The sequence below is a fragment of the Burkholderia lata genome, assembly GCF_000012945.1.
Classification (GTDB): domain Bacteria; phylum Pseudomonadota; class Gammaproteobacteria; order Burkholderiales; family Burkholderiaceae; genus Burkholderia; species Burkholderia lata.
Genome location: NC_007509.1, coordinates 923,707 through 947,009, shown reverse-complemented (window position 1 = coordinate 947,009; position 23,303 = coordinate 923,707). Strand labels below are relative to the sequence as shown.

16 protein-coding genes and 1 pseudogene are annotated in these 23,303 nt (G+C 65.5%); 7 read left to right on the top strand and 10 right to left on the bottom strand.

The window, feature by feature from the left end; genetic code table 11:
* Positions 1–23: 23 nt before the first annotated feature.
* The 4 genes from BCEP18194_RS04015 to BCEP18194_RS04000 form a co-directional block, all read right to left on the bottom strand.
* On the bottom strand, positions 24–1,664 hold the full coding sequence (locus BCEP18194_RS04015; protein ID WP_011350030.1) for a GMC family oxidoreductase: 1,641 nt from the start codon (positions 1,662–1,664) through the stop codon (positions 24–26).
* Between the two features lie 3 nt (positions 1,665–1,667).
* On the bottom strand, positions 1,668–3,164 hold the full coding sequence (locus BCEP18194_RS04010; RefSeq protein WP_011350029.1) for an aldehyde dehydrogenase family protein: 1,497 nt from the start codon (positions 3,162–3,164) through the stop codon (positions 1,668–1,670).
* An 18-nt stretch (positions 3,165–3,182) separates the two neighbouring features.
* A complete protein-coding gene (locus BCEP18194_RS04005) occupies positions 3,183–4,076 on the bottom strand; it encodes an MBL fold metallo-hydrolase (RefSeq protein ID WP_011350028.1) in 894 nt (297 codons plus the stop codon).
* 706 nt (positions 4,077–4,782) lie between these two features.
* Positions 4,783–5,766, bottom strand: coding sequence for a LysR family transcriptional regulator (locus BCEP18194_RS04000; protein WP_011350027.1), 984 nt, complete (start codon positions 5,764–5,766; stop codon positions 4,783–4,785).
* Positions 5,767–6,197: 431 nt separating this feature from the next.
* Here BCEP18194_RS04000 and BCEP18194_RS03995 point away from each other — a divergent pair.
* Both BCEP18194_RS03995 and BCEP18194_RS03990 read left to right on the top strand, forming a co-directional pair.
* Positions 6,198–6,440, top strand: a pseudogene (locus BCEP18194_RS03995) (transposase domain-containing protein); the annotation flags it as partial.
* Positions 6,441–6,503: 63 nt separating this feature from the next.
* Complete coding sequence (locus tag BCEP18194_RS03990) at positions 6,504–7,127, top strand: glutathione S-transferase family protein (protein WP_279626887.1); 624 nt, start codon at positions 6,504–6,506, stop codon at positions 7,125–7,127.
* Positions 7,128–7,234: 107 nt separating this feature from the next.
* Here BCEP18194_RS03990 and BCEP18194_RS03985 read toward each other — a convergent pair whose 3' ends face one another.
* Positions 7,235–8,218 carry an AraC family transcriptional regulator gene (locus BCEP18194_RS03985; RefSeq protein ID WP_208860682.1) on the bottom strand — a complete coding sequence of 328 codons (984 nt, stop codon included), beginning with the start codon at positions 8,216–8,218 and terminating at the stop codon, positions 7,235–7,237.
* Between the two features lie 144 nt (positions 8,219–8,362).
* Between BCEP18194_RS03985 and BCEP18194_RS39145 the strand changes: the two genes are divergently transcribed.
* On the top strand, positions 8,363–9,268 hold the full coding sequence (locus BCEP18194_RS39145; RefSeq protein ID WP_081436550.1) for an alpha/beta hydrolase: 906 nt from the start codon (positions 8,363–8,365) through the stop codon (positions 9,266–9,268).
* Positions 9,269–9,733: 465 nt separating this feature from the next.
* Complete coding sequence (locus tag BCEP18194_RS03980) at positions 9,734–10,588, top strand: type 1 glutamine amidotransferase domain-containing protein (protein WP_011350022.1); 855 nt, start codon at positions 9,734–9,736, stop codon at positions 10,586–10,588.
* A 788-nt stretch (positions 10,589–11,376) separates the two neighbouring features.
* On the opposite strand, the gene BCEP18194_RS03975 is transcribed toward BCEP18194_RS03980, so the two are convergent.
* The 5 genes from BCEP18194_RS03975 to BCEP18194_RS03955 form a co-directional block, all read right to left on the bottom strand.
* On the bottom strand, positions 11,377–12,558 hold the full coding sequence (locus tag BCEP18194_RS03975; RefSeq protein WP_011350021.1) for a CaiB/BaiF CoA transferase family protein: 1,182 nt from the start codon (positions 12,556–12,558) through the stop codon (positions 11,377–11,379).
* Positions 12,559–12,695: 137 nt separating this feature from the next.
* Positions 12,696–14,648: an AMP-binding protein gene (locus tag BCEP18194_RS03970; RefSeq protein WP_011350020.1), complete on the bottom strand. Its 1,953-nt coding sequence runs from the start codon at positions 14,646–14,648 to the stop codon at positions 12,696–12,698.
* A gap of 15 nt (positions 14,649–14,663) precedes the next feature.
* Positions 14,664–15,869 carry an acetyl-CoA C-acetyltransferase gene (locus tag BCEP18194_RS03965; RefSeq protein ID WP_011350019.1) on the bottom strand — a complete coding sequence of 402 codons (1,206 nt, stop codon included), beginning with the start codon at positions 15,867–15,869 and terminating at the stop codon, positions 14,664–14,666.
* Positions 15,870–15,961: 92 nt separating this feature from the next.
* Positions 15,962–16,711, bottom strand: a complete 750-nt coding sequence (locus tag BCEP18194_RS03960) for an SDR family NAD(P)-dependent oxidoreductase (RefSeq protein ID WP_011350018.1) — start codon at positions 16,709–16,711, stop codon at positions 15,962–15,964.
* A gap of 24 nt (positions 16,712–16,735) precedes the next feature.
* Positions 16,736–17,611: a MaoC/PaaZ C-terminal domain-containing protein gene (locus BCEP18194_RS03955; protein ID WP_011350017.1), complete on the bottom strand. Its 876-nt coding sequence runs from the start codon at positions 17,609–17,611 to the stop codon at positions 16,736–16,738.
* 241 nt (positions 17,612–17,852) lie between these two features.
* Between BCEP18194_RS03955 and BCEP18194_RS03950 the strand changes: the two genes are divergently transcribed.
* From BCEP18194_RS03950 to BCEP18194_RS03940, 3 genes are all read left to right on the top strand, one after another.
* Positions 17,853–19,004: an acyl-CoA dehydrogenase family protein gene (locus tag BCEP18194_RS03950; protein ID WP_011350016.1), complete on the top strand. Its 1,152-nt coding sequence runs from the start codon at positions 17,853–17,855 to the stop codon at positions 19,002–19,004.
* Between the two features lie 20 nt (positions 19,005–19,024).
* Complete coding sequence (locus tag BCEP18194_RS03945) at positions 19,025–19,228, top strand: hypothetical protein (RefSeq protein WP_041492487.1); 204 nt, start codon at positions 19,025–19,027, stop codon at positions 19,226–19,228.
* Between the two features lie 314 nt (positions 19,229–19,542).
* Complete coding sequence (locus BCEP18194_RS03940) at positions 19,543–23,061, top strand: pyruvate carboxylase (RefSeq protein ID WP_011350015.1); 3,519 nt, start codon at positions 19,543–19,545, stop codon at positions 23,059–23,061.
* Positions 23,062–23,303: the final 242 nt, after the last annotated feature.

Here is a 23,303-nt window from a genome sequence, read left to right as displayed (position 1 = left end):
GCCACGCGTCCATCGGTTGACGCTTAACCCGCGGCCGTCGCTTTCGCGTCCTGTACCAGCATGTCGGCGGCCTTCTCGCCGATCATGATCGTGGCCGCGTTGGTCGCGCCCGAGATCGGCGATGGCATGACCGACGCATCGGCCACCCGCAGGCCCTGCACGCCGCGCACGCGCAGCCGCGCATCGACCACGGCCATCGGGTCGCTGTCGGGCCCCATGCGCGCGGTGCCGTTGTGGTGATAGACGGTGCCGCCGCGCTGGCGCGCGAACGCGAGAATCTCGTCGTCGGTGCGCACGTCGTTGCCGGGGAACATTTCGTCGACGTAGTACGGGGCGAACGGCCGGGCCTGCAAGACGGCACGCGCCATCTTCACCACGGCCACCATCGCGCGCTGGTCCGATTCGTCGGTCAGGTAGTTGGGCTGCACCTCGGGCAGTTCGTCGATGCTGGCCGAACGCGCCTTGACCCAGCCACGACTGTCGGGGCGCTGCTTGTGACCGCCGAGCGTCATGCCCGGATAGTGATCGAGCAGGCCGGGCAGCCCTTCCTGATAGCTGCCGGGCGTGAACGACACCTGCAGGTCGGGCCGCGACAACGCGGGTTCGGAGCGAAAGAAAAAGCGCATCGGTACCGGGCCCATGCTCAGGATGCTGGGCCGGCCGAGGAAGTACTTCGCGATCTCGCCGGCCAGCGGCAGGCCGCGCCCGCGCTCGTTGAGGGTGGCGACGTCCTTGACCCGGACGGCCACGCGCAGGTTGAAGTGATCGACGAGATTGGCGCCGACGCCGGGCAGGTCGACGCGTGTCTGCACGCCGATCGCGCGCAGATGCGCGCTGTCGCCGATGCCGGAGATCTGCAGCAGCCGGGGCGTGTTCAGGGCGCCGGCGGCGACGATGACTTCACGATTGGCGCGCACTTCGCGCTCGGGAGCGCCGCTGCCGCCCGCGCGGTAACGCACGCCGGTGGCTCGACGGCCGTCGAGCAGCACGCGCGTGGCGGGACTGCCGGTGCGCAGCGTCACACGGCCGCTCTTGATGGCCGGATGCAGATAGGCGCGGGCGGCGCTCCTGCGTCGCGGCGTATGGCCGCGCGTGTCGATCATGAAATGCCACGGTCCGACGCCGTCCTGCGCCTGAGCATTGGAATCGGCGACGTACGGGTAGCCGAGGCTCTTGACGGCCTCGACGAACAGGTCGCACAACGGGGCGGGCAGGATCGGGTCCGTCACGATCAGCGGCCCGTTGCGGCCGCGATAGCGGTCGTCGCCGGGCCCGATCCGCGTTTCCGCCTTCTTGAAGAACGGCAGCACGTCGTCGTAACCCCAGCCCGGATTGCCCCGCGCGGCCCAGTCGTCGAAATCGCCGTGCTGGCCGCGGTTGTAGACCATCCCGTTGATCGAACCCGAGCCGCCGACGACCTTGCCCTGCGTCAGCTCGATCGTGCGGCCGTCGGTGCCCGCGATCGGGCCGCTGCGAAAGCGCCACACGAGCTTGTCGTTGAACAGGTTCTTGATGTACCCGGCCGGGATGTGGATGAACGGGTTGGTATCCGGCGGGCCGGCTTCGAGCACGCACACCGTATGGCCCGCTTCGGCCAGGCGCGCGGCCACGACGCTGCCGCCGCTGCCGGCACCGACCACCACGTAGTCGAAGGTTTCGGTCATCGATCAGGCATCCAGATTGAAATTGACGGTTTTCAGTTCGGTAAACGCTTCGATCGTCGACCAGCCGCCTTCGCGTCCCGTGCCCGAGCGCTTGATGCCGCCGAACGGCGCATTCGGAATGCTGGCAAAGCCGTTGACGCCGATTGCGCCGCTCTTGACCGCACGCGCGACGCGGAACGCGCGGCTCACGTCCGTGGTGTACACGCAGCCGGCCAGCCCGTACGCGCTGTCGTTGGCGATGCGGATCGCTTCCTCCTCGGTGTCGAACGGAATCACCGACAGCACGGGGCCGAAGATTTCCTCCTGCGCGATCGTCATGTCGTTGCTCACGTTGGCGAAGAGGGCCGGCTCGACCCAGTTGCCGTTGCGGAATTCGCCACCCGGCGCGCGGCCGCCCGCCAGCAGCGTCGCGCCTTGCTGGCGGCCGCTTTCGACGTAGTCGAGCACGCGCGCCTGGTGGCGCCGGGAAATCATCGGCGCCGACGTGGTGGCCGCGTCGAACGGATCGCCGAACCGCACCTTCTGCAGCTGTTCCTGCGCGTGGTGCAGGAACTCGTCCATGATCGAGCGATGCACGACCGCGCGCGACGGCGTGGAGCAGACCTGTCCCGACAGGAACGTGGAGCACAGCCCCATCAGCGCGTGCGCGGTGGTCTGCACGCTGCGCGTGTCGGGAAAGACGAGCGCCGCGCTCTTGCCGCCCAGTTCCAGCGACAGGCGTTTCATCGTCGGCGCACTCGCGATCATGATTTTTTCGCCGACGGCCGGGCTGCCGGTGAAGGTCACCTTGTCGACGCCGGCGTGCGAGGTGAGGGCGCTACCCGTTTCGACGCCGCCGGTCACGAAGTTGAACACGCCGGGCGGCAAGTCGCTGTCGGCGATGATCTGCGCGAGCCGGGCCACGGCGAGGTTGGTAAGCTCCGACGACTTGACGATCACGGTGCAGCCGCAGGCCAGCGCCGGCGCCACCTTCATCGCGAACGTCAGCACGGGGCCGTTGTACGGCAGCACGGCCGCGACCACGCCGACCGGGTCGCGGAAGGTCATGTACTGCATGTTCGACGCACCGGAGAAGATCGGCAGCGTGTCGCCGTTGATTTTGTCGATCCAGCCGAGGAAGTGATCGAAGACGTCGGCGGCCGACTTGGCGGAGACGCGCGAATGGCGGCTGAACGCGTACGGAATGCCGTTGTCGAGCGTTTGCAGCCGCGCGATTTCTTCCTCGGCCGCATACAGGCGCTCGACGATCGGCTGCAGCAGGCGCTTGCGGTCCTGCGCGCGCATGCGCGGCCACGGACCTTCGTCGAATGCCTTGCGCGCCGCGGCCACGGCCAGCTCCACGCCTTGCGCGCCGGCGTCGGCGAAGCTGGTCATGACTTCGTTCGTGCAGGGGTTGAGCTGGTCGAAACGCGCGTCGGGCCAGTCCAGCCATTGGCCATCGATGAAAAGGCGTCCGGGGCGGACGTTCAAGTGGTCGAGATGGGAAACGAGACTGAGCATGGAATCGGAACCTGAGCGTTATTGGGGCACGCCGGTGAACACGTAGTCGCCTTCCGGATCGCGGGTAATCCGCCCGAACGACGGTGAACAGAAATGCGTGCAGGTGAACAGCGTCTTGCTGCCGTCGAGGCGCGACAGCAACGCGTGCCGCGTGGCCGACGACTGCGCGTGGTCGTAGTCGAGGATCTGCGCCATGTCCGGCCTGGCAACCTGCACCGGGTGATGCATGGCGTCGCCGGCGATGATGAAGGTCTCGGTGCCGGCGTCGATTTCGATCGCGATGTGGCCGATGGTGTGTCCCGGCGCGGAGAACACCGAGATTCCGTCGCCGAGGTCGGTGTCGCGATCGATGAAGTGCGCGAGGCCCGCGTCGACGACGGGCTGGATGGATTCGTGGAACGACAGGTCCTGCGCGTGGTACATCGCGTCGTCCGGGTTGCCCTGTTGCGCGGTGTCGAACTCCTGCTTGCCGAAGTGGTACTTCGCATGGGGGAAGGTGGGCAGCCACCGGCCGTCCTGCTTGTAGGTGTTCCAGCCGACGTGATCGAAATGCAGGTGCGTGCACAGCACATCGGTGACCGCATGACGGTCGATGCCCGCTTCCTCGAGTGTCGCCAGGAATTCGAACTGCAGACCGGAGAACGCATCGAAGCCGGCGGTGTCCTTGTCGTTCCCGACGCAGGTGTCCACCACCAGCATGCGCGCGCCGGTCTTGACGATGAAGCACTGGCTGACGGCGCGCATGCCGCGGTCGTCGCCCACGTAGGGCGGCTTCATCCACGGAATGGTTTTCAGCAGGTCGGGCGTGGCGTCGGGCAGCAAGGTTTCCAGAATCCGGCTGATGTCCATTTCGACGATCTGCACGACTTCCGCATGGCCGATCCGCGAGCGAATGGTATGCAGCAACGGCATGGCGTGTCTCCTCGGTGATTGTTCGATCGACGCCCCCGGCTGAAGGACGCCCTGGAGGATCGGGGCCCGGTGCACGCGTGAAGGGGCCGTCCGTCCATGGGTTGTCGATTGCATCACATGGCATGCGGTTGTCGAGTCGTTTTGCCCGTGCTGTTTCGTACTTCGGAATAAGGCGCACGGCAGGCGGTTCCGGTGCGCGGTGCGATCGCGAGCGGAGGCGCGTTCAATTCCGGCAGGCGGAACTACGCGCACGTCGCATGGCGAAGGTCGGCGGTACGCGCCTTTGATGCGGGCAGAGGCAGAGGCAGAGGCAGAGGCAGAGGCAGAGGCAGAGGCAGAGGCAGAGGCAGAGGCAGAGGCAGAGGCAGAGGCAGAGGCCGGTGACTGTTGCAGGTCGGTCCGTCCAGCAACGAGGCTGCATGAACAACGCAGCGGCGTCGTGCGGTAGCGCGCCGGACGCGTGTCGGGCAGCGTCGATTTGCACGTGCTTGGCGCACGCACGCCAGTATCGGAGGACATCTCACGGCGCCACCCGATGACGCACGCGCGCCTGATCGATGATTCACAGCCCGGCGTGCGCGTCGTCACGCTGAACCGTCTCGAGCGGATGCATGCGGTCGACGGCCCGACGCTCAGCGGCGCTGAACGGGGGCGAGCGCGTTACGTCGCGACTGTCAGTCGCTCAGTCGCTCAGTCGCTCAGTCGCTCACGCGCGCCGCGTCGGCGCCTTGCGACGCTTCGGCGCGGCCGGACGCGGCGCACGCTTGCCCAGGTCGACGGCAAGGCGTTCGCGTTTCTCGACGAGGAAATCCATCAGTGCGCGCACTTTCGCGGGCATCTGTTCGCGCGACGGCGTGTACAGGTAGTAGCCGGGAAACGGCTTGCACCACGCGTCGAGCACGCGCACCAGCGTGCCGGCGGCCAGCTGCTCGCGCAGCGCGAGGTCCTGGTGCTGGATCAGGCCGACGCCCTGCAGCGCGACGCGAATCATGCCGTCGTCGTCGTTCGTCACCACGCTGCCTTTCGGCTCGACCTCGAAGGCGTGCCCCTCGATGTCGGTCGACGTGAATTCCCATCGATAGATGGCGCCGCTCGTCGTCTGGCGATAGCACAGGCAGTTGTGCGCGATCAGGTCGGCAGGCGTGGCCGGCTTGCCGTGACGCGCGAGATAGTCCGGCGAGCCGGCCACCACCATTTCGATCATCGGCGTGATCGGCACGGCGACCATGTGCTCAGCCAGGCTTTCGCCGAGACGGATCCCCGCATCGCAGCCGTCGGCGATGATGTTCGACATCCCGTCGTTCATCACGAGTTCCACCCGAAGCAGCGGATAGCGCGCCATGAATTCGCCGAGGTACGGCTCGATCAGCGTTCTGGCGGCGACCCGGGACGTGTTGACGCGCAGCAGCCCCGACGGCGCGTGCCGGACTTCATGCAGGCTGCTGATCGCCTGCTCGATCGAGCCGAACGCCGGCCGCAGCGTGTCGTACAGCCGTTGCCCGTCCTCGGTGAGCGACATGTCGCGCGTCGTCCGGTACAGCAGCTTCACGTTCAACTGCTGCTCGAGCGCCTTCAGGTTCTGCGACAGCGCCGCGCGCGACACGCCCATCTCGGCGGCGGCGCGGGTGAAGCTGAGATGGTGGGCGATATGGACGAACCATGCGAGGGAAGGGAGCTGGGACGGGTCCATGGTTCGATTGTCAAGGGTGTCTTACGACGGTAGCGCAGATTGTACTTGTCGGGCGGCTAAATCGATCGGGTAGCGGGCGTGCAGCGGTGGCGGCCGGTGACGGTCGTGCGAGACGGCCAGGATCGACTTGGTGATTGCGACGAACAGGCTTTTGGCGCCGGGCCGTGGCGCGATACGGAGCGGGAAGTGGGGGAAGCTGCGGGTGAAAGCGGCGGGATGAAGCGGTGTGATGAAGCTGCGGGATTAAGCGGTGCAAGCGATCGAATAACGGCGCCCTTGTGTAGAAATCGCTGCACTCCGATGCTAGCTGGTATCAGAGTGTATGAGTGAGAAGCAAGACCTACAGAGCCGATTGGTCGTCGGACGGAAACGAGATGGCCGCCGGGAATATGATGATGCGGCTCGTGATGAATTGGTACAGATTCCGGCTGTTCGTCGTCGGTCGCAAGGGCTGGTTGTTCTCCGATACGGTCGCGGGAGCGCAGGCCAGCGCCAACCTGTACTCCCTGGTCGAGACCTGTAAAGCGAATGGAATCGATCCGTACCGCTATCTCGCCTGCCTGTTCGCAAAACTACCATTGGCAAATACGGTCGACGATTACGTTGATCTCCTTCCGTGGATCCTGGATGACGCCCGATCTGGAGTATCCTGCGGCGCAGGGCTGCCAAGCTGACTTGTCGGACTCCAAATTAAGTAAGTAACGAGGGGAGAGATTCAATTGCCATCCGCCAATATAGTGAGACTGTATGGTGCCGCATGGAGTGTATACGTGCGGATAGCCAGGCTTGCACTGGAAGAAAAGGGCGTTCCTTATACCCTTGTCGAAGTCGATGTATTCGATAGTGCCGGTGTTCCGAATGAACATTTAAAACGACACCCGTTCGGTCGCATCCCAGCTTTCCAGCATGAAGATTTCTGCCTTTACGAAACCAGTGCCATCGTTCGTTACATCGATGACGCCTTTGACGGGCCCAAGCTGCAACCGACTGATGCGAAGGCACGTGCCAGAGTCAATCAGATCGCGGGGTTAATGGATGCCTACGCGTACCGAACCTTGGTCTGGGACATCTACGTGGAACGCGTCGTTGCTGTAAAGGAGGGGCGGCCGACAGACGAAGAAAAGATTGCGATCGCGTTGCCACTTGCGTCGACGTGCCTAGCCGAACTTGACCGACTATGCGACGGAAATGGTTATATGGTCGCCGACCAGGTGAGCATTGCTGATATCTACGCTGCGCCCATGTTCGCCTGCTTCACGCAAGCGGCCGAAGCAGGCTTACTGATGGATCGATGCAAAAAGTTGAAGGACTGGTGGCACCGATTCTCCGCTCGCGAAAGTATGGTGCGCACCCAACCATGATCGGCGCTACAACGTTGATGTGACCGCATACGTTCGACCAGCGCGCCGGCCGGCTAGCCGCCGTCCGGCGGTTTGGCCGTTAGGTTGGAATGGCCCGTAGAAGAATGTCACTTGCGCGATCGTTGCCGCACTGCTTGTGGCGACTCTCCCGTCCAATCGCGGAATGCGCGTGTGAACGCACTGTGCTCGGAATATCCGAGCAGCATGGCAATCTCTACAATCTGCAGGCGCGGATCGCGCAAATAGGATACGGCAAGCTCCCTACGAACCAGGCTCAGTTCAGTGCGAAAGTTGGTGTCGGCCCCTAACAGTCGACGCTGCAGCGTCCGAGAAGAGCAGGACAGCTTTGCACTAATATTTTCGATGTCGGGCTCCCCTTCCTGAAGGGCATCAGATATGGCCTTGCGTACCTGCTCAACGATTTCCGGCTGCTGGGGCAATCGTTCCAGAAGCGTATCTGCATGCCGCTCCAATAACGAAATGAGTGCCGGGTCAGGACGTTTCAGGGGCATTGCCGAAATATCAAGATCCCAACGCACCCCAGACTCCGGTTGATCGAACAATATCGGACAACCAAAGAAGTTCTCATAGGGGCGAACATCGGCAGGGGGCGAATGGGCAAAGCGCACCATGAGCGGATTTATTGGCTCCCTGACGAGACTGCGGGTGAACTGGACCAAGACCGAATAGCCCGTCTCCTCAACGAGGCGACCGCTCTTGTACTGGGTGGTATCCCAAATCAGATCGAGATAACCCGGACCAGTCCTGTGTGTCATCGGGACCACGTCAAAGATCAACCGCTGATACCGCTCCAGGCGTAGCTGGGCTGCTCTTAAATTTTCACAGGCGAGCAATACTGCACCGAGGATCCCCAAGTGCTGAGAGGTGATTGTCTGCCCTAAGTGGAGCCCCAACAGAGGATCGCTCAAATGGGTCGCCGCACGTTGGAGCATCGACTCCCAGAGTTCGACGTCGACATGCGCAAAACCATCCGGACCCAACTCCGGCCACGGCTCACCAATGACCGCCTCGGGTGAATACCCCAAATCCTCTAGATACTCGAAGAGCAGTTGGACGTAAGTTGCGGGCACAGCGCGCCTGTGCAAGGGCCTACCCATCGCCACATTCCCACAGAAATTGTGGCGGGAATTATCAAGTCTGCCGTCGGCGTGTGTCAAGAAAGCGAACGCCACATGCCGGAAGATGGTGCATCCCTCAAGTTTTTGGAGTGCATCATGAGCAACAGGAGCAGCAATCCACTCGTACCGGTCGAGATGACGTTTTTGTCTGGTCAATTGCAGTGCCACGCTCTTTTCTTTCGTCCTTTGGGCGCTGGGCCGTTCCCTGTAATCGTAATGGCTCACGGCTTGGGCGGAACCAAGGAGATGCGGCTTAGCGCCTTTGCGGAACGTTTCGTTGCCGCCGGCTATGCATGTCTCGTTTTCGATTATCGCTATTTTGGAACCAGTGAGGGAGAGCCTCGGCAGTTGCTGGACATTAAGTGCCAGCTCGAGGACTGGAAGGCGGCAGTCACCTATGCCCGGGGGCTACCTGAAATCAATCGAGTGATCCTTTGGGGAACTTCCTTCAGCGGCGGACACGTTCTTTCGACTGCCGCGGACGACCAGGCCATTTCCGCTGTCATTTCACAATGCCCCTTCACGGACGGGCTCGCATCGAGCTTGGCGATAAGTCCCATTACGTCGTTGAAAGTCACCGCGCTAGCACTACAAGACTGGATTGGCTCCTGGTTTGGCGCTCGGCCAGTTATGATTCCCCTATCGGGTCGTCCGGGCCAGACGGCTTTGATGACTGCTCCGGACGCTCATTCTGGCTATCGCGCAATCCAGCCACCAGGATCGAATATCCCCAACTATGTTGCCGCTCGCATTGCGCTTCAAATTAGCCGTTACTACCCGGGGCGCCGCGTCTCCAGGATCGCTTGTCCGATCCTGTTCTGTGTCTGTGACACTGACTCAGTGGCACCAGCAAAAGCCACTCTGCGCCACGCTGACCGTGCTCAGCGCAGAGAAATTAAGCACTATCCTGATGGGCATTTCGATATCTACGTGGGCGAAGCATTTGAGCGAGTAATCGAAGATCAACTTGACTTCCTGCGTCGCATCGTTCCGGTCCGCTAAGTCTCCAATCCTTCGACTGGAACGATTTTCATGTGAATTTCTATGACTCGAAAGGCCGCGTGATTGACATCGCGGGCGCGGCTTTGGCCAGGCTGAGACGGAGGCGTTATGCGGCATGATGCGGCCACACTGCGCCAAACACCTTCGCCGCCCGGGACCAGTAGGGTACCGGCGGGAGTTGCATACTGGGACCGTGACTGAGGCGCGCTTCTTCAAGCTATGCACACAGTCACATCCCATGACTCGTACTCGCCGACATCCGGCTTTACGAGCCAATTCGCCGACACGAACATGAAACCTGGGCCGCAGGTCAACACGGCTGTTTTGTTGGTTACTGCCAATGCGTCGATCATGTAAGCATTGCGGTGACGATCAGGCCAGTCTGGTCGAGTATCGCTACGTCCAGAATGTCGCTGGCGCTATCCCGGCTGCGGGGCAATGCGCAAAATTTGGGAGTTTGTGGTTATGGCTCATGTACTGATGCCCCTGCCGGCGCTCGATTTCGATCCGACCGAGGCTGGGGTGAGTTGGGCGGTGCTGACCGGGCGTGGGCACAGGGTCAGTTTCGCAACGCCTGAGGGTTTGGCGGGGCGCGGTGATGAGATTATGCTAACCGGCGAGGGGCTGGATCCTTGGGGTTTCGCACCAGGGATTCGGCGCGCGCGGTTAATCGGGCTGATGCTGAGGGCCGACGTCAACGGACGCGAGGCCTATCGTGCCATGGCCGCCTCGCCCGCTTTCCAGGCGCCGCTGCGCTGGGATGAGGTCGCGGGTGAAGCGTTCGACGGGCTGCTGCTGGCTGGCGGGCATCGCGCGAGGGGGATGCGGCCCTATCTGGAGAGCTCGGTTCTGCAGGCCTTGGTCGCCGGCTTCTTCGGCCGTGGGGCGCCGGTGGGGGCGATCTGTCATGGGGTACTGCTTGCGGCGCGGAGCGTGAAGGCAGACGGGCGCTCGGTGCTTTTTGGGCGCAAGACCACTGCCTTGACCTGGCGGCTGGAGCGGGCGGCCGACAGCCTGGCGCGGGTGGGGCGGTTCTGGGACGGAGGCTATTACCGGACCTATCCCGACCCGCCGGGGAGGCCCGGCTACATGTCGGTGCAGCAGGAGGTGACCAGGGCTTTGGCATCGCCTGCGGACTTTATTGACGTCGATTCGGCTGATCCGGACTATCGCCGCAAGGCTTTGGGCCTGGCCCGCGACAGCCTTAGCGACGCGCGGCCTGCCTTCTTCGTGCGGGACGCGGCTTATGTGTCCGCGCGGTGGCCAGGGGATGCGCACGGCTTTGCTCAGGCGTTTGGGCAGGTCTTGGAGGGGAAGTAAGGCGGTGGCCGATTTTTGATCAAGGATCGGCGTCCGGGAGCTGTTCGATTAACCACATAAAACTCGGAAAGCTCTCCTCCGCAGAGCATCTACCACTGGCGATACTCCCCCGACTGATTGGTGGATCAACAAAACTGCCGCGACGTCGTTGGCAGTTCCCCCAGTAGCTCGGAGCGATCAACGAATTTGCGCACAATCAGGAGTCGCACTTTGCCGTCGGTCTGCCACACGCCATAGACTGCAAGCAACGAAGCTCCGAGGGCTTCGTTCCAATACGTTTCGAGCAGTGCCGGCAACAGGATACCGCTTGCTCATACTGCCGACGCATACGACGCCTTGTTGCCTCGGCGACTCGGGACCGTGGCAAACTGAAGCAAATCCATTCTGCGTCCCACAAAAGAAGTCGGACCTGAGAAGCAAAATTGACCCGTAGCTCCGAGGTTAGAAAGCTAATTCCTTACTCCGGCGGGCGCGCCCTTGAGCCAATTACTCGGCTCGATGCCGCAAGACTCCGTCTTTCCCCTCACTGGGTTGCCGCGACGGCGCTCCGCGGGGAGATGTCATTCATTGATCGCTTACGAAGCGGTGAGATGAAGCGGTGACGGTAAGCAGAGCGAAGAAGCAGGGGACAAAAGCAGCAAGAGAACCGGCAAAGGCACGCACGCCGGACGGCCGCTCATCACCGCCAGTACGGCGGCGGGCGGGTGCGTGGTGCCCGGCACGCGTGCAACGCCTAGGCGAACGCCAAGCGCGAGGATGCAACCGCGCTCCGCCGCACACCGCCAAGCTCAAACGATCTTCCGCGCCCTCAAATCAGCAACCGTCCCCGCATCGAGACCGATCCCCGCCAGGATTTCATCCGTGTGCTCACCGGTCAGCGGCGGCCGCGTATGGATTTCCGGCGGCGTGCGCGACAGCGTCACCGGCGTCGCGAAGATCGGCACCTGCTTCGGCGCACCGGGGTAGTCCATCCAGCGGATCACGTCGGCGGCCTTGACGGTTTCGTCCTCCAGCGCCTGACGCGGCGAGTTGACCGGGCTGGCCGGGATGCGCGCCTTCTCGAGATCGGCCAGCGCGTCGGCCAGCGTCTTGTCCGCGCACCATGCGCTCATGATGTCGCTCAGGAATTCGCCGTGCTCGCCGCGCAGCGTATCGTCGGCGAAGCGCGGATCGTCGAGCAGTTCCGGCCGGCCCACGAGCTGGGTCCAGCGCTTGAACATCGGGCGGCCGATGACCTGCGTGATGAACCAGCCGTCGGCGGCCTTGAAGATGTCGGACGGCGCATAGCCGGACGCGCGGTTCAGCGTCGCGTGACGATCGAGGCCGAGCAGCGCTTCCTCGATCAGCGCGCCGCTGGCCATGTTCAGGCCCGTGCACAGCAGCGATGCGCTGACTTCCTGGCCCATGCCGCTGCGCTGGCGTTCGTAGAGCGCCAGCATGACGCCGAGCGCGCAGGAAAACGCGGTCGCGAAGTCGACCACCGGCACCATCGCCTTCTGCGGCCGGTCGGGCGTGCCCGCGATGTGCACGGCGCCGCTCAGCGCCTGGCCCACGCCGTCGAAGCCCACGCGGTCGCGCACCGCCTCGCTGTTGCCGAACGCGTTGGACGCGACCAGGATCACGTCGGGCTTGATCGCGCACAGGCTGGCGTAATCGAGGCCCAGGCTCTTGAGCGTGCGCGGCGGCATGTTGGCGATCACCACGTCGGCGTCGGCGACGAGCTTGCGCACGATCTCGCGCCCCTCCGGGCTGTCGAGATCGAGCGTCATCGAACGCTTGTTGCGGTTGACCTGCAGGAACAGCGCGCCTTCGCCGTGTTCGGTGACGGGCACGATGAAGCGATCCTCGCCGCCGCCGACGCGGTCGATGCGGATGACGTCGGCGCCGTAGTCGGCGAGCAGCGCCGAGCAGAACGGCCCGGCGATGAAGCGGCCGAAATCGAGGACCTTGATGCCTTCGAGTACTTTCATGTTTCGTTTGCGGTTAAGTCGGCCGCCTGGCCGATCGGGGATCGGTCAGGCGGCCATGCCGGTTGCGCTTCATGCGAGTGCGCGCATCGCATGGCTCGATCCGGTGCGGGGTGGCCCGGGGCCGGACGTCGCGCGGGTCAGGAGACGGTCGAGGCCGCGCGCACTTCGTCGAGCGCGGCGGGATTGTCCAGCGACGACAGGTCGCCCGGCGGCTGCCCGCAATACACGCTGCGGATCACGCGCCGCATGATCTTGGAGCTGCGCGTCTTCGGCAGTTGCGCGACCACGTGCACGCGGCCGGGCCGGAACGGGCGGCCCAGCCGCTTGTCGACGTGACCGGACACGAGCGTTTCCAGCTCGGCAACCGCGACAGCCGTGCCGGGCTTGGGCACGATGAAGACCACCAGTTTCTGGCCCTTGTCGGCATCCGCCACGCCGATCGCGGCCGCTTCGGCCACGTCGTGCAGCTCCAGCACGACTTCCTCGACCTCGGCCGGCCCGAGCCGCTTGCCGGCGACCTTCAGCGTGTCGTCGGAGCGGCCCATCATGAAGTAGTTGCCGTCGGGTGTACGCAGCGCGAGATCGCCATGCACCCAGATGCCCGGAATGGTCTGCCAGTAGGTTTCCAGGTAGCGCTCGTCGTCGCGCCAGAATGAATGCGTCATGCCGACGAACGGCGCGCGGATCGCCAGCTCGCCGACTTCGCCGGTCACGCTCTGGCCATCGGCATTCACGACGTCGGCGGCCACGCCCGGCGACACGGTGTTGAAGCCGCTCGGCGGAATCGGCCGGATCGGCACGCTCGCGAGCAGCGCGCCCGATGCCTCGGTGCCGCCCGTGTAGTTGATGACGGGCGCCGTGCCGTCGCCGAAGCGTTGCAGGAACCAGTTGAAATGCTCGGGCGCGATGCCTTCGCCGGCGGTGATCAGCAGCCGTACCGTGGAGCGGTCGCCCGCGAGCGCCAGTGCCTCGTGGCTCGCCATCCCGCGGATCAGCGTGGGCGCCGAGCCGAAGTGCGTGACGCGGTGACGTTCGACCACGCGCGACATGCGCGACCAGTCGGGGTAGTCGGGCGCGCCGTCGTAGCACACCAGCGTCGCGCCGCGCAGCAGCGCGCAGCCGAGCACCAGCGTGCCGGCGATCCAGCCCATGTCGGCCGGCCAGCAATAGACGTCGCCCGGCTGCACGTCGAAGTGGATCAGCGAATCGTGCGCGATCTTGATCGGGAAGCTGCCGTGTGTATGCACGACGCCCTTGGGCTTGCCCGTGGTGCCTGACGTGTAGATCACCATGAACGGCGTGTCGGGCGTGACCGACACGGCGGCGCTGCGTTGCTCGGGGGCGGCGGCCGCGGTTTCCTGCCAGTCGAGGTCGCGTGCGTCCTGCGCGGTGTCGCCTTCGCCGCGTTTCCAGATCACGTGTTCGAGCAGCGGCAACTGGCGCCATGCGTCGCGCAGTGCGCCTTGCACGTCCACGCGCTTGGTGCGGCGCGAGAAGCCGGTGGAGGCAATCACCATCCGCGCTTCGGCGGCGGACAGGCGGGCCACGATCGCGTCGACGCCGAAGCCGCTGAACAGCGGCACGACCAGCGCGCCGAGGTGCACGATGGCCAGCAGCGAGACGGTGGCCTCGACGCCGTTTTCCATCAGCAGGCCGATGCGGTCGCCCTGCTTGACGCCGTGACGCGCGAGCCCCGCGGCGAAATCCTGCACGCGCTGCTCCAGCTCCGCGAAGGTCAGCGTGCTGACGCTGCCGTCCTCGCGTTCGGCCACCACGGCTTTTTGCTGCGCCGTGGCGGGATGCCGTGCCCACGCGTAGATCGTGTTGACCCAGTTGAGCTTGCCGCCGGGGAACCAGCTCGGAAACTGCGCGCCGCGCGACAGGTCGACATAGCCGGTCGGCGGCACGTCCCACGCGATCGCGCATTCGCGCATCACGGTGTCCCAGTAGCGTTCGGGCTCGGCGATCGACACGCGCATCAGCTCGTCATACGACGACACGTCCAGCGCGCGCATCAGCTTCACGATGCCGGCGTTCTGCAGCTCGCGCTGGCCCGGTTGCCAGGTCTGGCCGGATTCAGGGTGGCTCATGGTTGGTCTCCTGCCTTATGCGCGTTCGACGATCATCGCGATGCCCTGGCCGCCGCCGATGCACATCGTTTCCAGGCCGTAACGAGCCTGGCGGCGCTGCATTTCATGCAGCAGCGTGGTCATGATGCGCCCGCCCGTCGCGCCCACCGGGTGGCCCAGCGAAATGCCCGAGCCGTTCACGTTGAGCTTGTCTTCCAGCGCCGCCATCGAGCTGCCCCAGCCCTTCACGCAGGCCAGCGCCTGGCACGCGAACGCTTCGTTCAGCTCGATCAGGTCCATCTGGTCGAACGTGAGGCCGGTGCGCGCCAGCACCTTCTGCACGGCCGGCACGGGGCCGATGCCCATGCGTGCCGGGTCGCAGCCGGCGGCCGCCCAGCCGACCAGCCAGCCGATCGGCGTGAGGCCCAGCTCGTCGAGCTTGTCCTCGGCGACGATCAGGCATGCGGCCGCGGCGTCATTCTGCTGGCACGCGTTGCCGGCCGTGACGACGCCGTCCTTCATGATCGTGCGCAGCTTCGCGAGGCTTTCCAGCGTGGTTTCGCCGCGCACGCCCTCGTCCTGTTTGACGATCAGCGCATCGCCCTTGCGCTGCGGCACGGCGACGGGGACGATCTCCGCGTCGAAATAGCCGGCCTGCTGCGCCGCGGCGGCGCGCTGGTGGCTGCGCGCGGCGAAGCGGTCGGACGCTTCGCGCGTGATGTCGTATTCGCGTGCCAGCGTCTCGGCCGTCTCGATCATGCCGCTGATGCGGCCGAAGCGGCTTTCCGGCTGCGAGCGCTCGCGGCCGCGGTCGAGCCGGTCGTGCATCGTGACCGAGCCCGCGCGCTTGCCCCAGCGCATGTCGGTCGTATAGAACTCGACGTTGCTCATGCTTTCGACACCGCCGGCCATCACCACGTCGGCCGCGCCGGTCTGCACCATCATCGCCGCGGTGGCCAGCGCCTGCACGCCGCCGCCGCAGCGGCGGTCGAGCTGCATGCCGGCCACTTCGATCGGGAAGCCGGCCTGCAGCGCGACCCAGCGCCCGGTGCACGGCGTCTCGCCGCTTGCGTAGCTTTGTGCGAACACGACGTCGTCGATGCGCGCAGGGTCCAGCCCGGTGCGCTCCACGACGGCACGCGCGACGGTGGCGCCGAGTTCCTCGACGGGGATGCCCTTCAACGCGCCGCCGAACGCACCGACGGGGGTGCGCAGCGGGGAGACGATGGCTGCTCGTTTCATCTGGGTTGCCTCTTGAATGTCATGAATGTTCCGCCGCCATCGCGCGTCTGTCACGCGATGGCCGCTCGGGTTCGTGGTCTGCCGTCGTGCGATCAGCCGTAGCGTCCGCCCGTGACGTGCAGCACTTCGCCGCTGATGAAGCCGGCGCGCTCGCTGGCCAGGAACGCCACCGCGTCGGCGATGTCGTCCGGGCGGCCGACGCGCTTGATCGGCTGGGCCGCCACCGCGCGCTCCTTGATCGTTTCGTAGGTCGGCAGCGCCTGCACCATTTCCGTTTCCATGAAGCCGGGCGCCACGCAGTTCGCGGTGATGCCGTAGCGGCCTTCTTCCATCGACAGCGCCTTGGCCATGCCGATCAGGCCGGCCTTCGCGGCCGAGTAGTTGGCCTGCGTCGGGTTGCCCAGGTGCGCGCGCGAGCTGATGTTGATCAGGCGGCCCCAGCCCTGCTCGATGAAGTGCGGCATGACGGCCCGCGCGGCCAGGAACGCGCCCTTGAGCATCACGTTCATCACGAAATCCCAGTCGTCCGCGCTCATCTTCACCAGGTACTTGTCGCGCGGCGCGCCGGCGTTGTTCACCAGGATGTGCACGCCGCCGAAATGCGCGACGGTTTCATCGACGAGGCGCTGCACGTCGGCTTCCTGGGTGATGTCGCCCACGATGCAGTGTGCGGCCAGCCCTTCGTCCTGCAGCGCCTTCGCGGTGGCCTGCGCCAGTTCCGCGTTGATGTCGGTGATGACGACGCTCGCGCCTTCCTGCGCGAGCCGGCGTGCCGTGGCGGCGCCCAGGCCGCGTGCCGAGCCGGTGACGATGGCGACTTTGCCGGTCAAACCCAGATCCATGTGTGTCTCCTGAAGAATTGCGATTCAGCGCAGGTCGACCCGCGCGTTGGTCAATACCACCACGTTGCGCTCCACAGCCGTGACGCGCAGCGAAACCGTCTTGTCGCGCACCCACATCTCGGTGCGCAGCGTGTCGCCGGGCCACGCCGGCGCGGTGAAGCGCACGCGCATGCCCGCGAAGCGCGTGTTGTCGTAGTCGAGCACCGTGCGCAGCACCGCATGCGCGGCCACGCCCATCAGCGCCATGCCGTGCAGGATCGGCCGCGGAAAACCGGCCGCGGACGCCACCACGGGATCGGCGTGCAACGGATTCAGGTCGCCGCTCAGGCGATAGATCAGCGCCAGCTGCGCGGGCGTGGTCAGTTCGCAAACGTGGTCGGGCGCGCCGTCGGGCATCGCGTGCGGTGTCGGCAGCGGGTCGGTGCTGCCGCCGTCGCCGAAGCCGCCGTCGCCGCGCAACAGGCTCAGCTGCACCACGGTCGCAAGCAGGCGGCCGGTGTCGGCATCGGCGATGTCGCGCGTCTGCTGCAGGAACGCGCCCTTGTTTTCCCCCTTGTCCCACAGGCCGGTGATGCGCGTCGTGCCCGTGATGCGGCCGCTCGGCGGCAGCGGCGCGTGAATCCGGATTTCCTGTTCGGCGTGCAGGAGCTTTTGCCAGGTGATGCCCGTGTCCGGTTCGCGCGCCCAGAACCCCGGGTACGCGAGCACGTTCGCCATCGTCGGCAGCGCGCGCAGCGATTCGCCTTCCTTGCCTTCGTAGACGTAGCGCAACTGCCCGGCGTCGAGCGGGTCGGCGCCGAGCCCGAGGCCGAGCGCATAGAGCTGGGTGTCGCGCAGCGAGTACGCATGCTCGATGGGCGGAAAGCGGCGGGACAGCAGGTGATCGGGCTGGAGCGGCATGGCGAATGGCGTGGCAGTTGATTCGAGTCCCTACGATGGAACCGCGCCGATCACCGGTCAACGCATCCGTGGAGTTTGTTCCGTACCTTGGCAGATGCCCGGCCGCCCGGGTCGCCGGTTCCAGTCCCCGCCTAGCCAGCGCGATTTCAATCTACGGAACGTTTTCGGCGGCGTGATTGTTTCGGGCCGGCGCTCGGCGCAGCATTTCGACGTTTTCTCCACCTTTTTCAGGCGTACCGACATGATTCGCGATCAAGAAACGCTCAACGGCCTGCTCGACTCCATTGCCCGCTTCGTGCGCGAGCGTCTCGTACCCAACGAGGAGCAGGTAGCCGAAACCGATGAAATTCCCGAGGACATCGTCGCCGACATGAAGGCGATGGGCCTGTTCGGTCTCACCATTCCCGAACGCTTCGGCGGGCTGGAACTGACGATGGAGGAAGAGGTGCTCGCGGTGTTCGAGCTGTGCCAGGCCTCGCCGGTGTTTCGCTCGCTGCTGGGCACGACCGTGGGCATCGGTTCGCAGGGCATCCTGTTCGACGGCACGCCCGAGCAGCAGGAACGCTACCTGCCGCGCCTCGCGACCGGCGAGCTGATCGCGTCGTTCGCGCTGACCGAGCCGGAGTCCGGCTCCGACGCCGCGTCGCTGCGCACCACGGCCATCCGGGACGGCGACGACTACGTGGTCAACGGCACCAAGCGTTTCATCACGAACGCACCGCATGCCGGCATCTTCACGCTGATGGCGCGCACCAACCCGGAGGACAAGGGCTCGGGCGGCATCTCGGCGTTCATCGTCGACGCGAAGACGCCGGGCATCAGCTTCGGCAAGCGCGACAAGAAAATGGGGCAGAAGGGCGCGCATACCTGCGACGTGATCTTCGACAACGTGCGCGTGCCGGCCGCCAACCTGATCGGCGGGAAAGAGGGCCAGGGTTTCAAGACGGCGATGAAGGTGCTCGACAAGGGGCGCATCCACATCGCGGCCGTCTGCGTGGCCGTGGCCGAGCGCATGCTGTCGATGGCGTTGTCGTATGCGATGGAGCGCAAGCAGTTCGGCAAGCCCATCGCCGATTTCCAGCTCGTGCAGGCGATGCTCGCCGACAGCAAGGCCGAGATCTATGCGGCGCGCTGCATGGTGGTGGACGCCGCGCGCCGGCGCGACGCGAAGCTGCCGGTGAGCACCGAGGCGTCGTGCGCGAAGCTGTTCGCGTCCGAGATGTGCGGGCGCGTGGCCGATCGTGCGGTGCAGATTTTCGGCGGCGCGGGGTACATGGCCGAATACGGCATCGAGCGCTTCTATCGCGACGTGCGCCTGTTCCGCATCTACGAAGGCACGACCCAGATCCAGCAACTGGTGATCGCCCGCAACATGATCCGCGACGCGCAATGATGCGCCGGGGAGCTGATGCGGTGAGCGGCTTCGGAACGGGCACCGGCTCGCGGCGGTGCGGTGCATCCGTCGCGCCGAACAGCCATGCGGTCGACGCACGGCAAGCGCCGCTGGTGTCCGGTGCGCAGGGCACGCGGCGCGTGGACGTGAACTGGGCCTGGGCGACCGGCAATGCCCACTACGACTGGATGGATCACGCGCCGCTTTTCGATCATCGCGACTGATCCGCATCGGGCTCGTTTCGGGCCCTTTATTCACCCTACGTTTCGCCGCCCGGTTCGCCGCGCGATTCGCCGTACTCCGGCCGAGCGCCGGCCGGCGGGCCTGCGCACCCGTACGCCGGCTCGCGACCGGTCGTCTGAATACCATTCGCCGTCGCGATGCCGATTGCGGCTGCCGGAAAGTGTGGCAACAATGCAGGTGGCCGCAAGCGGGCCCGATGCAAAGCGAACGCCGGCGCGCTCCGCGCACCGACCGGCAACTTGATCTGGCGGCGGATGGATCGCGTCGACAGGTTTCATTCAACCTTCAACGATTCATGGCTGCCGTGACTCCAACCCCCATCCAGTCCATCCTGATCGCGAACCGCTCGGAAATCTCGATTCGCGTGATGCGTGCCGCCGCCGAGCTGAACATCCGCACGGTGGCGATCTATTCGAAGGAAGACCGCCTGGCGCTGCATCGCTTCAAGGCGGACGAGAGCTACCTGATCGGTGAAGGCCGCAAGCCGCTCGCCGCGTATCTCGACATCGACGACATCCTGCGTGTCGCGCGGCAGGCCAACGTCGACGCGATCCACCCCGGTTACGGCTTCCTGTCCGAGAACCCCGAGTTCGCGCAGGCCGTGATCGATGCGGGCATCCGCTGGATCGGCCCGTCGCCCGACGTGATGCGCACGCTCGGCAACAAGGTGGCCGCGCGTAACGCGGCGATCGCCGCCGGCGTGCCGGTGATGCCCGCGACCGCGCCGCTGCCGGACGATCTCGCCGTATGCAAGGCGCTGGCTGAAGAAGTCGGCTATCCGCTGATGCTGAAGGCGAGCTGGGGCGGCGGCGGACGCGGGATGCGCGTGCTCGAGAACGAGCGCGACCTCGAGACGCTGCTGCCCGTCGCGCGACGCGAGGCGCTGGCCGCGTTCGGCAACGACGAGGTGTATGTCGAGAAGCTCGTGCGCAATGCGCGCCACGTCGAGGTGCAGGTGCTCGGCGATACGCACGGCACCGTCGTGCATTTGTACGAACGCGACTGCACGGTGCAGCGGCGCAACCAGAAGGTGGTCGAACGCGCACCGGCGCCGTATCTCGATCACGATGGCCGGCACGCGCTGTGCGAATCCGCGCTGCGCCTGATGCGCGCGGTCGGCTATACGCATGCGGGCACCGTCGAGTTCCTGATGGATGCCGACACCGGCCAGTTCTACTTCATCGAGGTGAACCCGCGCATCCAGGTCGAGCACACGGTGACCGAGATGATCACCGGGATCGACATCGTGAAGGCGCAGATCCGCATCACGGAAGGTGGGCGGATCGGTCTTTCCGACGATGTCGTTGATGGCGCCGGCACGCTTGTCGAACGTGCGGCTGGCGTGCCGGAACAGCACGCGATTCCGCTGAACGGCAACGCACTGCAATGCCGGATCACGACTGAAGATCCGGAGAACGACTTCCTGCCCGATTACGGGCGGCTCACCGCCTATCGCAGCGCGGCCGGCTTCGGCGTGCGGCTCGATGCGGGCACGGCCTACGGCGGCGCGGTGATCACGCCGTACTACGACTCGCTGCTCGTGAAGGTGACGACGTGGGCGCCGACGGCGGCCGAATCGATTCACCGGATGGATCGCGCGCTGCGCGAGTTCCGGATTCGCGGCGTCACGTCGAACCTGCAGTTCCTCGAGAACGTGATCAACCATCCGGCCTTCATCGCGGGCGAGGTGACGACGCGCTTCATCGACAGGACCCCTGAACTGCTCGAATTCGCGAAGCGCGGCGACCGCGCGACGAAGCTGCTGCGCTATCTCGGCGAGCTGAACGTGAACGGCAACGCGGAGATGAGCGGCCGCACGCTGCCGGCGCTGCCGCTACAAAAACCGGTGCTGCCGAAGATCGATACGACCGCGGCGATCCCGGCCGGCACGCGCGATCGCCTGCGCGAGCTTGGGCCGGAGAAGTTCTCACAGTGGATGCTCGACCAGAAGCAGGTGCTGCTGACCGACACGACGATGCGCGACGCGCACCAGTCGCTGTTCGCGACGCGCATGCGCACGGCCGACATGCTGCCGATCGCGCCGTTCTACGCACGTGAGCTGTCGCAGCTGTTCTCGCTCGAATGCTGGGGCGGCGCGACCTTCGACGTCGCGCTGCGCTTCCTGAAGGAAGACCCGTGGGAGCGGCTCGCGCTGCTGCGCGAACGCGTGCCGAACATCCTGTTCCAGATGCTGCTGCGCGGCTCGAACGCGGTCGGCTATACGAACTACGCGGACAACGTCGTGCGCTTCTTCGTGCAGCAGGCCGCGAGCGCGGGCGTCGACGTGTTCCGCGTATTCGATTCGCTGAACTGGGTGCGCAACATGCGCGTGGCGATCGACGCGGTGGGCGAGAGCGGGATGCTATGCGAAGGCGCGATCTGCTACACCGGCGACCTGTTCGACACGTCGCGCGCGAAGTACGACCTCAAGTACTACGTCGGCATCGCGCGTGAACTGCAGCAGGCCGGCGTGCACGTGCTCGGCATCAAGGACATGGCCGGCATCTGCCGTCCGCAGGCCGTCGCGACGCTCGTGAAGGCGCTGAAGGAGGAAACCGGGCTGCCCGTGCATTTCCACACGCACGACACGAGCGGCATCGCCGCGGCGTCGGTGCTCGCGGCGGTGGAGGCGGGTTGCGACGCGGTGGACGGCGCGCTCGACGCGATGAGCGGGCTCACGTCGCAGCCGAACCTGTCGAGCATCGCGGCGGCGCTGGCCGGTAGCGTGCGCGACCCCGGCCTCAATGCGGACCGCCTGCACGAAGCGTCGATGTACTGGGAGGGCGTGCGCCGCTACTACGCGCCGTTCGAATCGGAGATCCGCGCGGGCACGGCCGACGTCTATCGCCACGAGATGCCCGGCGGCCAGTACACGAACCTGCGCGAGCAGGCGCGCTCGCTCGGCATCGATCATCGCTGGACCGAGGTGTCGCGTGCGTATGCGGACGTGAACCGGCTGTTCGGCGACATCGTGAAGGTCACGCCGACGTCGAAGGTGGTCGGCGACCTGGCGCTGATGATGGTCGCGAACGATCTCGGCGTGGACGACGTGCGCAACCCGAACAAGGACATTGCATTCCCCGAGTCGGTCGTGTCGCTGTTCAAGGGCGAGCTCGGCTTCCCGCCGGACGGTTTCCCGGCGGACCTGTCGCGCAAGGTGCTCAAGGGCGAGCCGCCGGCGCCGTATCGCCCCGGCGACCAGATTCCGCCGGTCGATCTCGACGCGGCGCGCGTGCAGGCCGAGGCCGCCTGCGAGCAGCCGCTCGATGATCGGCAACTGGCGTCGTACCTGATGTATCCGAAGCAGACGATCGATTACTACGCGCACGTGCGTGCCTATAGCGACACGTCGGTAGTGCCGACGCCGGCATTCCTGTACGGGCTGCAGCCGCAGGAGGAGGTGGCGATCGACATCTCGCCGGGCAAGACGCTGCTGGTGTCGCTGCAGGGCCAGCACGCGGATGCGCAGGACGGCATCGTGAAGGTGCAGTTCGAGCTGAACGGCCAGTCGCGCACGGCGCTCGTGGAGCAGAAGACGGTGGTGCAGGCGGGCAAGGAGCGTCACGGGCTGCAGCGTGCGGAGCCGGGCAATCCGCTGCACGTGGCCGCGCCGATGCCGGGCTCGGTGGTGACGGTGGCCGTGCAGCCGGGGCAGCGCGTGACGGCCGGCACGACGCTGATCGCGCTCGAGGCGATGAAGATGGAAACGCACATCGCGGCGGAGCGCGATTGCGAAATCGCTGCCGTGCACGTGAAGCCCGGCGACCGGGTCGCGGCGAAGGATCTGTTGATCGAGTTGAAGGGAGGGGGCTGAGGTCGTCCGGCGACATCACGACCGCGGCTGATCCCGTGCAAGTGTGCCTGCGACGAAGCACGGCGCGTTGACGCATACCTGACAGGCAGGCACACGGTGCCGGCACGCAGCGACAGGTGCCGTGAGTCGTGATCGGTTCCTTTCTCTCAAGCCCGGTGGTAACGGCTCCCGCGTGGAGCCGTTACCACGCTTGCGCAGCGGCACATCATTTCTCGAGCAGGCGATGAAGTTGAAAGCGGCAA